The following is a 13,085-nucleotide window of genomic DNA, read 5'->3' as shown; positions in this document are numbered from 1 at the left end:
AATGCCAATATGGCTAAGCTCAGCAAAGAAGAGCTAATTGATGCTTTCAAAGAAATGACTCTGTTGGAACTGTCCGAGTTCGTTAAGGAATTCGAGGACGTCTTCGATGTAGAGGCCGCAGCTCCCGCTGCTGTCGCTGTTGCTGCCCCCGGTGCTGCCGGTGGCGAAGAAGCAGCCGAAGAAAAGACCGAATTCGACGTAGTGCTTGAAGGCGCTGGCGACAAGAAGATCGCTGTAATCAAGGCTCTGCGCGCCCTGCAGCCCGGACTGGCTCTGAAAGAAGCCAAGGAGAAGGTTGACTCCGCTCCGACCACCATCCTGGAAGGCGCTTCCAAGGAAGACGCTGAAAAGGCCAAGGCTGATCTGGAAGGCGCGGGTGCTTCTGTCACTCTGAAGTAAGGCTAGTTAGTCTCTTACTTTTAAAGGCGGTGCGGGGAGATTTTCCCCGCACCGCCCTTTTATAAAGAAGCTAATCTTAACAAGAGGGAGGTGCTAGATAATGACCGTAGTGCGGCACCTAGGTAAAAAAGAATGGCTGCTCAGCGCGCTGGCGATTATCACCATTATTTGCCAGGTTTTCTTAGATTTGCGCCTGATTGATTTCATGCAAACCATCACCGAAATGATTGTGAAACCAGGTGCTACCGTCAGCGGGGTGCTATCGGAAGGCGCAAAAATGCTCGGCTGCGCCGCCGGATCCATGGTAGTAGCCATAGTCACCGGTTATTGCATGGCCATGATTGGCGCCACCGTTGCCCGCAACCTACGGCAAGCAGTGTTTACAAAAGCGATTTCCCTCCCGCAAGCAGACTTTGACCGTTTCGGCGCGCCCTCGCTAATTACCCGCTCCACCAACGATGTCACTCAGTTGCAAATGTTTGTGGTGATGGGGTGTCAAATGATGGTGAAAGCCCCCATCCTCGCCATCTGGGCAATCATAAAAATCGCCGGGAAGAACCTGACTTGGACCGCCGCCACCGGGGTGGCGGCGCTAATACTGCTGGTCATGATTTTCATCATTTGGCGAATCGTGATGCCGCGGATGATGCGGATGCAGCGGATCACTGACGACCTGAACCGAGTAACCCGCGAACATATGGAGGGGGTGCGGGTTATCCGTGCCTACGGCTCCCACGATTTCCACGAGCAGCGTTTTGAAGCCACCAACACCGAACTAACCAACACGCACCTAATCGTATCCGGCACTTTCTCCTTCATGATGCCGGTGATGAACACGGTGATATCCGGGCTTAACCTGGCGATCTATGTTCTGGGTGCTTTCATGATTAACGCGGCTGCCGGCCCGGAAAAAATAACCTTGTTTTCGCAGATGATTGTATTTTCGGGGTACGCCACCCAGGCGATTGGCGGATTCTTGATGATGGCAATGGTATTCGTATTTGCTCCCCGAGCAATCGTTGCAAATCGCCGTATCCGGGAGGTGCTCGATTGCGAACCTTCCCTAGTTGACTCGGCAGCTACCGGCGATAGATCCGCCCACGTCCTCGGGAAAGAAACCTGCCCAGACCGGCAGGAACCGGCGATTGAGTTTAGAGACGTTTCGTTCCGTTACCCCGGAGCCGAAGACGACGCCCTCCACCAGATAAATCTAAAGATTGCTCGCGGACAGACCGTAGCCCTTATTGGAGCCACCGGCAGCGGAAAAACCTCACTGGTGAACCTAATTCCTCGGGTTTATGATCCCCGAGAAGGACAGGTTTTGATTAACGGCAAAGACGTGCGGGAATTTCCTTTGCTAGATCTGCGCAACCAAATCGCATATTCACCTCAAAAAATCACGCTATTCACCGGCACTATCGCTTCCAATATTGCTTTCGGAAAAGGGCCGAAAAACATTACCCCCACCGATATTGTTGAGGCCGGTGACATCGCTGCCTGTGATTTTATTGCCGATAAAGAGGGCGAGTTCGCGGCGGAAGTAGCCCCAGGGGGCAGTAACTTTTCCGGCGGGCAAAAACAACGGATGTCGATTGCCCGGACAGTGGCTAGAGACGCGCAAATCTTGATTTTTGATGACACTTTTAGCGCCCTCGACTATGCCACCGACCGGGACGTTCGCGGGCAATTATCGACGAAAGCAAGCGGCAAAACCCAGATCATTGTGGCGCAGCGGATCGCAACTGTGCGAGAAGCTGACCAGATCCTAGTGATCGATCACGGCAAGATCGTGGAGCGGGGAACTCATCAGTCGCTATTGGCTTCCTCAAAGATTTATCGAGAAATTGCGCTGTCCCAACTCTCTGAGGAGGAGTTGGCATGAAAGACGTAGAAATGAGCAGGTGGGAGCGGCGAGTCGAGTCGGCGCGGCGCGGCCTAGAACCAGTCGCAGAAAAAATGTCACCAGTACGCGCGGGAGGACGCCACGGCGGGAACGTTTATGAGAAAGCGGGGAAAGGACAGTTCTCCCAATCGGTGCGCGGTCTTGCCCAATTTTTAGGACGCTACCGGGTAGCTATCCTGGTAGCGGTAGTTTTGGCAATTGCCGGATCGCTTTTGACTGCGGTCACGCCGATGTTCCTAGGGTTGATAACCGATGAAATTGCCGCCGGATTGCGTAGCAGTATCGATATGGACAGGATCTTTTCCCTGTTGCGGATGGCTACCCTCGTCCTCGCCTTAGGGTTCTGCTTTAACCTGGGGCAATCGCTGATTATGGTGATGGTTACCCAACGCACCGGGCAGCGGATGCGCTCTGCGATTGACCGGAAAATCGATCGCCTGCCGCTGTCTTTCTTCGACAAAACCAGTCACGGCGACACTATGAGCCGGGTAACCAACGATATTGACACCCTGGTGCAAACCTTGCATTCGGCAATCACCACTATCATTACCGGAGTAGTCACCCTGGTGGGAGCCGCATTTATGATGCTCTACACCGAGTGGCGGATGGCACTAGCCGGTATGGGGGTAACCCTATTGGGGTTCGTCCTCAACGCGGTGATTATGGTGTTCTCCCAGCGTTTCTTTATCCGCCGGCAGTCCTATCTGGGCAGCCTAAACGGGCATATCGAAGAGTCCCTATCCGGGCAAGGAATCATCAATATCTATAACGCGGGATCCGCCACCACTGCCGAGTTTAACCGTCGTAACCAGCGACTATTTAATGCGACTTGGCGCGCCGATTTCCTCTCCCAGCTGATGATGCCCGTCATGGGGTTTGTGGGAAATCTCGGTTACGTGGTGGTATGCGTACTCGGTGCAGTCCTGGTGGTGAAAGGCCATGTCACTATCGGCGTAATCGCCGCCTTCATGCTCTATATCCGAGTTTTCACCCAGCCGCTATCGAACCTAGCTTCTGCCGCGGCTTCCTTCCAATCAGCAGCCGCTGCCGGAGGGCGCGTTTTTGAAATTCTGGAAGAGGACGAGCTACCGGACGAATCTGAAAAACCAGCGCTGACCGGCAAAATAACCCAGGGCGAGGTCGAGTTTCGGGATATCCGCTTCTCCTATCAGAGGGGTAAAGAAATCATTCACGGCTTCTCTGCCCTAGTAAAACCGGGACAAAACGTAGCGATAGTGGGGCCGACCGGAGCCGGCAAAACCACCCTGGTAAACCTGTTAATGCGCTTTTATGAACTGGACAGTGGGGAAATCCTATTGGACGGAACCCCGCTATCTGCAATGCGCCGCGAGGACGTGGATTCACAGTTCGCGATGGTGCTCCAAGACAGCTGGATGTTCCAAGGAACCTTGCGGGAAAACCTGGTTTATTCTCGGCAGGACGTATCCGGGGAACGCCTGGAGCAGGTGATAAAAGCAGTCGGGCTCAGTGACTTGGTTGCGCAGCTGCCTCACGGTCTCGATAGCGAGATTCGGGAAGATTCTGCCCTCTCTAGCGGGCAACGCCAATTGGTGACTATTGCTCGTGCCATGCTTGCCGATAAGCCCTTGCTGATTCTCGATGAGGCTACGTCCTCGGTCGATACCCGCACGGAGCAGCTAATTCAGCGAGCAGTAGCCAAAGCTACGGCGGGACGTACCTCGTTCGTGATTGCCCATCGCCTGTCTACTATCCGTGACAGTGACGTGATATTCGTGATGGAACATGGCGATATTGTCGAGTTCGGTACCCATGAACAGTTACTCGCCACCAAAGGTGCGTATGCCCGCCTCTACAACGCACAGTTCACCAAAGGTGACATTGATGCGTGATTGAATCGCGCAGGGCAGGGGCTGGCTCGGCAAAAGCACTCCGGGGACCCCGTGACCTGCTTCGCAGGTCAAGCCCCTCTCGTATCTTTTGCCGGCCGCGCCCCCGTCGCCCCGCCCAAAAACTCGAAAAATGTTGAGGCATTTTCCGAGTTTTACGCCCGCCTAGCCGACTCGGGGAAACCTAGTTTCAGCGCTTTCATCCCCCCATTGATGTCTGTGTTTTGGTCTTATTACTGGCGAGTGATCTTTAGGCTCCTGTTGCTTTTAGGCGTGGAGGGTAGATTTTATCCGAGTGGGTGCGGTGGGCATAAGAATTCGGAAAACGTCGCTACGTTTTCCGAATTCTTGGGCAGGAGGAAAAATCTACCCTCCGTGCCTAGCAGTATCGGGTCTACAATCATCAAATTTCGCCAATTCCATCAGCGAAATAGCGCCAAAACCATCAGTCAAATCGTGCCAATTCCACCAGTGAAATGGCGCCAAAACCACCAGTATGAGCTATACTTGCAGGGTGCAGTACTTTCAAAGACTTAGCGACCATCAGCTTCAGAGTGCGTTGGAATCAAGTGGAGCGGTTTTGATAGAAGGACCAAAATGGTGCGGAAAAACTACTAGTGCGGTTCACCATGCTGCCAGCGCCCTCTATATGGCTAACCCTCGTGATCTGGAACAGAATTTAGTGGCGGCAGATCTCGACCCTACTGCTCTTTTAGCGGGGGAAACGCCACGTCTTTTGGACGAATGGCAGGTAGCTCCGCAGCTTTGGGACGCGGTTCGTTTTGCGGTTGATGAAAGGCAAGCGGTTGGTCAATTCATCCTGACGGGTTCGGCCACTCCAGTTGAGCGGTCTAAAATGCTGCATTCTGGGATTGGGCGGATCGCAAGGATGCGGATGCGTACTATGAGCCTGTTTGAATCAGAGTGCCCCCAAGAATATGTCTCTATAAGTGACTTGTTCTCGGGAAAGAAAATTCCGGTTCTTAAAAATAACTATTCACTAGAGCAGGTTACCGAGTTGCTATGCCGTGGCGGCTGGCCGGGGGCGGCGACCCATACCGGAATGGATAATCGGCAGGCAATAAATTACCTGGATGCTTTAATAGCAGAAGAAATTCCCCTCAACAGTGGAAATGAGCGTAATCCTGACAAGATGCGCGCTTTCTTGCGCAGCTACGCCCGACATAGCGCCACCTCCGCCACACTGGTTAATATCGCACAAGATACTGATATTAGCGAAACTACGGCTCGGGAATATTTGAACGCATTACAGCAGTTGTTTGTGATTGAAGAACTGCCAGCCTGGAACCCTAATCTCAGATCAAAAGCTGCGATTAGAACTACCGCGGTTAGGCATTTCGTAGATCCCTCTTTGGCGGCAGCAGCTATGGGTGCGGGCAGTGGGGTACTGCTGCGTGACCTGCGCACCCTAGGTTTACTGTTTGAGACCATGTGTATTAGAGACTTACGTGCCTTCGCCAGTGCGTTAGATGCGCAGCTATATCATTTCCGCGACAAAAGCGGGAATGAATGCGATGCAGTTATGGTGCAACGGGATGGACGTTATGGGTTGATAGAGATAAAGCTAGGAGGGGAAGACTTAGTTAGCCAAGGGGCTGATTCTCTAAGTAAGCTCTCCGGTCTTATCGATACTACGAAAATGCCTGCCCCCTGCTTCCGTATGGTGCTAACCGCCAACAGTACCTACTCTCTGGTGCGTCCAGACGGAGTTCTGGTGGTTCCGCTACCTCTGTTGGGATTATAAGGGCGGGAAACCTAAAGCACTTTGGAGAAGAAGTCTTGGGTGCGAGGATTCTGGGGGTGGTTAATTACCTGGTCAGGGGTGCCCTGCTCCAAGATTTTGCCTTCATCCATAAACACTACGTGGTCAGCAACTTCCCGGGCGAAACCAATCTCGTGGGTAACCACAATCATGGTCATCCCTCCGCTTGCCAAATCCTGCATGACTGACAGTACTTCCCCTACTAGCTCGGGATCGAGGGCGGAAGTGGGCTCGTCAAACAGCATCAGTTCTGGCTCCATGGCGAGGGCGCGGGCAATCGCGACCCGCTGCTGCTGCCCACCCGAAAGCTGAGCCGGGTAATGGTCAGCGCGATCTGCCAGCCCAACCCGCGCTAACAACTCTAGAGCCTGAGCTTGCGCCTTCTCTTTGCCGATTCCTTTCACCTGGGTAGGCGCTTCCATCACGTTTTCTAGTGCCGTCTTATGGGGGAACAGGTTAAAACGCTGGAATACCATGCCCACTTGGGAACGTTGGCGCGCGATTTCCTGATCGGTCAAGCGGCGCAGCACGGTTCCCTGCTCGGTAAGTGAACCGCGGCGGCGATCCAAATACGCGCGGAAAGGATTTTTCGAGGGCGCGCCCTCTTCCATCCCTAATAGTTCTCCGTTGAGGTAAACGCGTCCTCCAGACACCTGTTCTAACTCGTTTACGCAGCGCAGTAGGGTAGATTTGCCCGAGCCGGACGGGCCTAGCAGCACGCACACTTCACCGGTAGCTACCTGCAAACTTACATCCCGCAGTACGTGGAGATTCCCGAAAAACTTGTGGACGTGCTGCATATCCACCATCAGGGGTTGATTTTCTGTTTGTGAGGTCATGGGGTGTACTCCAAGAAAGGATCGTCTTTGGTGGTGCCGGATTCGGTCATGGCGCGCATTTTACGGGATCCGGCGGATTTCTTATCTCCACCGGTACGTTCATCGAAACCCCGACCGAAGTAACTTTCGATATGGCTTTGAATTACCATCAAAATCGAAGTAATTGTCAAATACCAGATAGCTGCCACCAGCAGTAAGGGGATCGGCAAGAATAGGCGCTGCCCAATGGTTTGGGTGGCGAAAGTAATCTCCAAAGTAAACGGCACAGCCAAGACCAAGGAAGTGGTCTTCAGCATGGAAATGGTTTCGTTGCCAGTAGGCGGAATGATTACCCGCATGGCTTGGGGCAGAATAATCCGCCGCAGAATCTGACTGCGTCGCATTCCGAGGGCGCGGGCGGCCTCTTCCTGCCCGGAATCTACCGCATTCAAACCGGAACGCACGATTTCTGCCAAATACGCGCCCTCGTTAAGTCCTAACCCTAAAATCGCTGCTACCGCTGGGCTAATTACCGTGTTGGTATCAAAAGTCAGCAACTCTGGGCCGAAAGGAACCCCTAGTGACAGGGTGGAATAGAGGGTGGGCAGCATTCCCCAAAATAGTAGCTGCGTGTAGATAGGGGTTCCGCGGAAGAACCAAATATAGGTCCAGGAAACCCCTTTCATAATCGGGTTAGGGGATTGGCGCATAATCGCCATAGTCACCGCGAGGATCACCCCGATAAGCATGGAAACTACGGTCAAAATCAGCGTCCACATGATGCCGCGCAGCACCGTGGGGTGGAAGATGTAGGTGGCTACCTGATCCCAACGGAACTTTTCATTACTGACCAGGCCATGCACCAGCATGGCGGCCAGAATCAGTACTACAACCGCACTAACCAGGCGGCCCGGCGAAAACACCGGGCGCGGCCTGGTCAGCATGGCGCCATCTTTCAATTTTTGGCTATTCATATTTAAAGGTTATGTCCTAGGGAGTTACTCGGAAACTTTTGGATTAATCTCAGCTTTTTCGAGAATGAAGCTATCGGCACCGTAAAGGGCGAAGATTTTCTCCAAAGTTCCGTCATCCATTAGTTTTTGTAGAGCTGCCTGTACCGCTTTCGCCAGTTGCTCGTTATCTTTATTAACCACTACGCCATGCTGGGCGGTTTCGAAAGCTTTACCGACAATTTCCAGTTCGCCGCCACTCATCTTGACTGCGTATCCCACGACTGGCGAGTCGGCGAGTACCGCGTCATATTGACCCCCGGTAACCTTGGGGACAATCTCAGTCTGCATTTTGTGTTCTTTTACGGTGACTGCAGGTTTTCCATCCGCCTCACACTGTTTAGAAATCTCTTTAATGGTTTCCTGTTGGGCAGTGCCGGTCTGCACCCCCACGGTTTTGCCGCAAGGGTTCTTCGGGTCGAACTTCTTGGGGTTGCCTTTAGCTACTCCGTAAGAGAATCCGAGTTCCGCATACGAAACCATTTGAGTCTCGGCTTCCCGCTCCTTGGTGATGCTGAAACCGGAAACTCCGATGTCATATTTGGTTCCAATTTGCGGAATCAGGGAGTCGAATTCACCGTGAGCAGTGGTGCCGTCTTTTAGTCCCATCACTTTGGCAATGGCTTTGACCATGTCAACGTCGTAGCCGGTAGGGGTCTTATTGTCGGCTTTCATGTATTCGGCGGGGGCGTAGTCTACCGAAGCCCCGTTCTTGAGAACTCCGGCTTTCTTGATCTCTGCCGGCACCAGTTTTTCTACTGCGGGATCGGCTTTAATAGTTGATACGTCAAAGCCTTTTTCACCCGGATCGTCCGTGGAGCCGGTTGCCTCACTACCGGAGCTGCAAGCCGCTAATCCTAGCGAGGTGAGGGAAATGGCGGCGAGCGCCGCAAGTGTGCGTTTCATGATATCTCCAATCAGTAGGTCTGTAGAAAGTATGCATTGTTACGAATAATTATGCAAAATCCTGCGGGAGGTCTGTGGTGGGTATCTCTTTGCGGCTGATTCTTGACTGCAATATTGCGGGTGCCTCAAGGCCTAAATTTCTTCGACGGGCAACGCTCTGCGTGCTCATCGCAGCAAAACCCCGATATGCTGGGGGCGTGAACAAACACTGCTCCCGCAGGTCTGGGCGGGTCATCTCCCTATTGTTGATTGTCTTGGTGGTGACCCTGATCTACCCTCTTAACGCACAGGCGCGCGAACATCCTCGCGTCCTCGTCCTTATTTCCTCCGGTTTATCGTGGTCAGACGTAGATCCGGCAGAAAAAGAGGGTAAGGAATTCTTGGACACCCTAGGAACAGCTAGGGTAGCCAACTTGACGCGCCATAACGCGGCTAAAACTACCTGTCCCTTAGATGGGTATCTAACTTTATCGACCGGCATGCGAGTAACCCCCACTAACGCCCGTGCCCAGGGGCATTGCCCCGAAATTCCTGCTTTTGATGACGGTGTTTTCTCCGCAGTTGAGCTAAAAGAATGGCAAAAAGATGCCGCTCGGCAAAACGAACAAGCCGTTCCCGGGACATTAGGGGAAAGTCTTGCAGAACAGGGTAAAAAAGTGGTGGCTATCGGTCCGGGAGCCAGCGTGGCCGCTATGGATAATGCTGGAAAGGTAGCTAACTATCGTCCGCAAGCAACTAGCGAGGGGCTTACTTCCCAGGTAAAAGCGACTTTGGAGGACGCCGAAGTCACTATTGTCGATGTCGGAGCGGTGAGCCCGAATAGCGCTATTAAAGTTTCCTCCACTTCGTTAAACGCCACTCCCGCCGATGGGTTACCGGGAGCAGATAGAACGGACAAACCCCGCAGTAAACAGGTCTTAGCCTCTCTTACTGCCGCCCTGAAAGCCGCTCAAGATGCAGATCTGGTTTTTGGTTTAGATGTTGCCGATCATTCCGCCACGCCCCATTTAGGGATGGCGTTTACCCGCGCACCCGGGGAAAAGCCGGGAATAATTCGTTCCTCCTCTACTCGACAGTTGGGGTTAGTCTCTACCGTTGACTTCACCAGTCGCATCCTCGACGCCACCGGTGCTGATGCTCCTGAATATCTAGTGGGAGGAACCTTTAGCGCCGCGCGCGACTATGGAATAGCCGGCAATTTAGACTGGCTGCGCAACCAAGCGCTGCGTTCCGATCAGGCAAGTATTCTACAAGCGCGCTTTATCGTGCTAACCGGGATTATTTTATTAGCAGCGTTGGGGCTTTTGCTATTTTTGCTGCGGCGGGAATATTTGGGGTTCTCTAGGCGCTCCCGCAAGGTAATCGTGCTGTTGTGTCTGAGCGCCAGCTTACTGGGGCCGGCCAGTTTCCTGGCGGCTAATATTCCGGCGGGTATCTTGGGGGGAACTGGCGGGAACTTTACTGGTAACGCCCTACAAATGTCGGTTCCCCTCCTTACCGTGCAATTTTTCTTGTTACTGATTGCTATCGCCGCGATTTTGGCGGCGTTTTGTCTAGCCGCCGGAAAGGTTGTTGCCGGGCGCTGGTCCGGGCTGGAATTTTCAGCTCCGGTACTGGTTGCTGCAACTCTCGTGCTGATCTGGTTGCTGGTTAGCTTGTTAACGGGATCCCCAGATCAAATCTCTGCTATGTTCTCTTCTGCCGCCACTGCTGCTACTCGTTTCTACGGCCTTAATAACAATAAGTATTCTTTCTTATTCGCCGCGGTCTTAGCCCTAGAATGCCTGGTTTTAGCACCCGCAGCGGCCAGGTTCCCGCAGCGGCGCCACCGCTACTTTATCTACGGTTTCACTCTTCTGGCAGTAGCCGTAATCCTAGATGGTTTCCCCTGGCTAGGAGCCGATGTAGGCGGGCCACTAGCGATGGTCCTCGGGGTAGGGATTACTTTGAACTGGGTGCTAGGTAAAAAGGTGGAGCCAGGAAAAGTAATTGCGCTGATAGTCGCCGCGTTTATTGCCTCGAGCTTATTTGTATTGGTAGACAAGCTAGCTAGTCCCCCTGCCCGCACTCACTTTGGGCGTTTTATTTCCGAGGTCGCGAACGGAGGCGGCGGAATTATTGTGAAGCGTAAAGCCGAAGCCATGATAAATACCTTCGGCGGCCCCCTCACCTTCACAGTTTTGCTAATCCTGGGCGCAGGGGTAACTATCTGGTACCTCATTAAACGCAAACGAGGCGTCAGCGCAGACGCAAGTCGTCCCCACGCGCGGTTGGGTGGAGGCTTGTCGGCCTTGAATCGCATTCCGGGGGCAGGTTATTTTGCTAAAGGAGTGTTGCTTACCTCCATACTGGCGGCACTAACCAATGATTCTGGGGCTCTGATCCTAGTTTGCGCGGGATTATTTACCCTTCCGGCTCTCGATGCCATGCTGATCTTAAGTGCCAAGGAAAAGTCGCAACTGCAAAAAACCGAGAAGCTAGAGGCTAAATAATCAAAATTCGGTGAAGTCGGTAACTTTCCTTACTAGAGTTTTTGTATGCCTAACTCCGTTTGATAGTCTTTTGGGGTGCCTGAGTGCACGAGGCGGGTTACCCAAGCGGCCAAAGGGATCTGACTGTAAATCAGCCGGCGTAGCCTTCGGGGGTTCGAATCCCTCACCCGCCACGGTGCTAGGTTTTCGGACTTAGCGGCAATAAGGTAAACTGCTAGCTGGCAGGACAGAGTAAAATCTATTTAACCAGCAGGTATGTTTGCTGTTGCCCCGATAGCTCAGTAGGCAGAGCGTCTCCATGGTAAGGAGAAGGTCCAGGGTTCAAATCCCTGTCGGGGCTCTAGGGTTTGTTTTCACAGATCCTCAAGCGGCGGGGTAGCTCAGTTGGTGAGAGCGCACGACTCATAATCGTGAGGTCGCGGGTTCGAACCCCGCCCTCGCTACTTTTCAATTTCGGTTGAAAATAGGTAATGCCGCTAATCGGGCGGCCCGAGACATAGAGGTAAATAAGAATGGCCAGCAAGTCGTCCGACGTACGTCCTAAGATCACTCTGGCGTGCAGCGAATGCAAAGAGCGTAACTACATCACCAAGAAGAACCGCCGGAATAATCCGGATCGTCTGGAACTGATGAAGTACTGCCCGCGTTGCCGTAAGTCGACTTCGCACAAAGAGACTCGCTAAGCGCGGGATCGTTTAGCTAGCTGCTCTCGGTTCCTGCGGCTTTATCGCGTATCTGTGCTCTCTATGCCAGATCATTATCTTGGAATAGTGGCAGATGGACAGGGAAGTCGGCGGAATAACCAGCTAGAAATGAAGATAACCGCATAAAGTTTAGGCATAATTCCAAACGTATAGGCTTAATAGTAAATGGTTGGGGGTCGCTTAGCAGCGACCCCCAACCATTTACTATTTCAGTTCGGCGCTAGGGGTTGGGGTAATCCCGCGATTGGGATTACCCCAACCCCTAGTAGTTAGCTCCCTAGCCAGCCAGTTTTTGCAGCGCCTGCAAAGACTTTTGGGCATTGGCTTTCGGGCCGCCACCGGCCGGAGGTTCCTCATCAATCATGATGTCTTGTTCCAGCACGTAGTAGCCGTCAAACCCGGCTTTGTCCAGTTCAGAAACAATGGTACCGAAATCAATGTCGCCCTCTCCGATGGGGGCAAACATGCCGGCCTTAACACCTTGCGACCAGGTGATTTCGCCAGGCAGCAACTTGTCAGTCATTTCCTTGTGTACATCTTTGGCGTGCACGATCACCGTGCGACCCGGGTATTCCTTAACGATTGCCACTGGATCACAGCCACCACAAATCATATGTCCGGTATCCAGGCATAGGGCTACCTTGGATTCATCCAGCATCTTGCGGATCTCGGAGTCATTTTGTATCATGGTTCCCCAGTGCGGATGCACGCAGGCTTTTACCCCGGCTTCTGCACAAACATCGCTGATCCGATCCAAGTTCCCGAACAGAGTCTTCCATCCTTCGTCATCAAGTACCGGGCGATCATCGTAACCGTCACGGCCGGAATCAGCTGCCAGAATCAGGTACTCGCCACCGGCAACTTTAAAGGCTTCAAGCTCTTTCTTGACCGCCGGAATCGGGTCAATTTCGGGGTCATGCATAATCGCCAGGAAGAAAGCCCCCACCGGCTTTAAATCGTATTTGCTAACTTCTTCGGCGCGAGCGGCGGCCTCAATCGGCAACCAGCCCTGGGGGCCGAACTCAGTAGCGGATAAACCGATTTCCTTCATCTCGGTCAACACACGCTCAGGGCTCATCTGGTATCCCCAGCCTGGAACCTCACATACACCCCAAGAAATAGGAGCTCCCGCAATCTTCATATTATCCTCCATTGGTATTTATACAGGTAAATAGGGTTTGTTCTACCTGTTTGCTATTTTG

Annotated in this window: 10 protein-coding genes and 3 tRNA genes; 9 read left to right on the top strand and 4 right to left on the bottom strand. The window is 53.0% G+C overall.

What is annotated here, in order from left to right; all coding sequences use genetic code 11:
• Positions 1–9 precede the first annotated feature (9 nt).
• The 4 genes from rplL (at position 10) to L0M99_RS04625 (ending at position 5,935) form a co-directional block, all read left to right on the top strand.
• Positions 10–399 (top strand): 50S ribosomal protein L7/L12, encoded by a 390-nt coding sequence (rplL, locus tag L0M99_RS04640; protein WP_238127920.1) that lies wholly within the window; start codon positions 10–12, stop codon positions 397–399.
• 100 nt (positions 400–499) lie between these two features.
• The gene (locus tag L0M99_RS04635; RefSeq protein ID WP_024059872.1) at positions 500–2,281 is read left to right on the top strand and encodes an ABC transporter ATP-binding protein; all 1,782 of its coding nucleotides are present in this window, start codon (positions 500–502) and stop codon (positions 2,279–2,281) included.
• The gene (locus L0M99_RS04630) at positions 2,278–4,173 is read left to right on the top strand and encodes an ABC transporter ATP-binding protein (protein WP_024059871.1); all 1,896 of its coding nucleotides are present in this window, start codon (positions 2,278–2,280) and stop codon (positions 4,171–4,173) included. Before L0M99_RS04635 ends, L0M99_RS04630 begins: the two co-directional genes overlap by 4 nt.
• Positions 4,174–4,750: 577 nt before the next feature.
• Entirely contained in the window at positions 4,751–5,935 is a 1,185-nt protein-coding gene (locus L0M99_RS04625) for an ATP-binding protein (RefSeq protein WP_024059870.1), read from the top strand.
• An 11-nt stretch (positions 5,936–5,946) separates the two neighbouring features.
• Here L0M99_RS04625 and L0M99_RS04620 read toward each other — a convergent pair whose 3' ends face one another.
• From L0M99_RS04620 to L0M99_RS04610, 3 genes are read right to left on the bottom strand one after another with little or no spacing between them, the layout of a single operon-like run.
• The gene (locus L0M99_RS04620; RefSeq protein WP_024059869.1) at positions 5,947–6,792 is read right to left on the bottom strand and encodes an amino acid ABC transporter ATP-binding protein; all 846 of its coding nucleotides are present in this window, start codon (positions 6,790–6,792) and stop codon (positions 5,947–5,949) included.
• Complete coding sequence (locus L0M99_RS04615) at positions 6,789–7,745, bottom strand: amino acid ABC transporter permease (protein ID WP_024059868.1); 957 nt, start codon at positions 7,743–7,745, stop codon at positions 6,789–6,791. The genes L0M99_RS04620 and L0M99_RS04615 overlap by 4 nt, the downstream gene beginning before the upstream one ends.
• A gap of 24 nt (positions 7,746–7,769) precedes the next feature.
• Entirely contained in the window at positions 7,770–8,687 is a 918-nt protein-coding gene (locus L0M99_RS04610; protein WP_238127919.1) for an ABC transporter substrate-binding protein, read from the bottom strand.
• A gap of 197 nt (positions 8,688–8,884) precedes the next feature.
• On the opposite strand from L0M99_RS04610, the gene L0M99_RS04605 reads away from it, so the two are divergent.
• From L0M99_RS04605 to rpmG, 5 genes are all read left to right on the top strand, one after another.
• Entirely contained in the window at positions 8,885–11,179 is a 2,295-nt protein-coding gene (locus tag L0M99_RS04605; protein ID WP_238127918.1) for a hypothetical protein, read from the top strand.
• Between the two features lie 91 nt (positions 11,180–11,270).
• Positions 11,271–11,352: transfer RNA gene (locus L0M99_RS04600), tRNA-Tyr, on the top strand.
• A 94-nt stretch (positions 11,353–11,446) separates the two neighbouring features.
• A tRNA-Thr gene (locus L0M99_RS04595) sits at positions 11,447–11,519 on the top strand.
• 29 nt (positions 11,520–11,548) lie between these two features.
• A tRNA-Met gene (locus L0M99_RS04590) sits at positions 11,549–11,622 on the top strand.
• A gap of 69 nt (positions 11,623–11,691) precedes the next feature.
• Positions 11,692–11,862 (top strand): 50S ribosomal protein L33, encoded by a 171-nt coding sequence (rpmG, locus tag L0M99_RS04585; RefSeq protein WP_024059865.1) that lies wholly within the window; start codon positions 11,692–11,694, stop codon positions 11,860–11,862.
• A gap of 298 nt (positions 11,863–12,160) precedes the next feature.
• On the opposite strand, the gene L0M99_RS04580 is transcribed toward rpmG, so the two are convergent.
• Complete coding sequence (locus L0M99_RS04580; RefSeq protein ID WP_238127917.1) at positions 12,161–12,961, bottom strand: sugar phosphate isomerase/epimerase family protein; 801 nt, start codon at positions 12,959–12,961, stop codon at positions 12,161–12,163.
• Positions 12,962–13,085: the final 124 nt, after the last annotated feature.

The sequence above is a fragment of the Varibaculum cambriense genome (genome assembly GCF_022133705.1).
Classification (GTDB): domain Bacteria; phylum Actinomycetota; class Actinomycetes; order Actinomycetales; family Actinomycetaceae; genus Varibaculum; species Varibaculum cambriense_A.
This window is presented reverse-complemented; position numbering and strand designations above follow the sequence as displayed.

What these genes read in the sequence shown, in the direction of transcription:
- rplL (WP_238127920.1), top strand. Translation starts at nt 10, where the DNA reads ATGGCTAAGCTCAGCAAAGAAGAGCTAATTGATGCTTTCAAAGAAATG.
- L0M99_RS04635 (WP_024059872.1), top strand. Translation starts at nt 500, where the DNA reads ATGACCGTAGTGCGGCACCTAGGTAAAAAAGAATGGCTGCTCAGCGCG.
- L0M99_RS04630 (WP_024059871.1), top strand. Translation starts at nt 2,278, where the DNA reads ATGAAAGACGTAGAAATGAGCAGGTGGGAGCGGCGAGTCGAGTCGGCG.
- L0M99_RS04620 (WP_024059869.1), bottom strand. Translation starts at nt 6,792, where the DNA reads ATGACCTCACAAACAGAAAATCAACCCCTGATGGTGGATATGCAGCAC.
- L0M99_RS04615 (WP_024059868.1), bottom strand. Translation starts at nt 7,745, where the DNA reads ATGAATAGCCAAAAATTGAAAGATGGCGCCATGCTGACCAGGCCGCGC.
- L0M99_RS04610 (WP_238127919.1), bottom strand. Translation starts at nt 8,687, where the DNA reads ATGAAACGCACACTTGCGGCGCTCGCCGCCATTTCCCTCACCTCGCTA.
- rpmG (WP_024059865.1), top strand. Translation starts at nt 11,692, where the DNA reads ATGGCCAGCAAGTCGTCCGACGTACGTCCTAAGATCACTCTGGCGTGC.
- L0M99_RS04580 (WP_238127917.1), bottom strand. Translation starts at nt 12,961, where the DNA reads ATGAGCCCTGAGCGTGTGTTGACCGAGATGAAGGAAATCGGTTTATCC.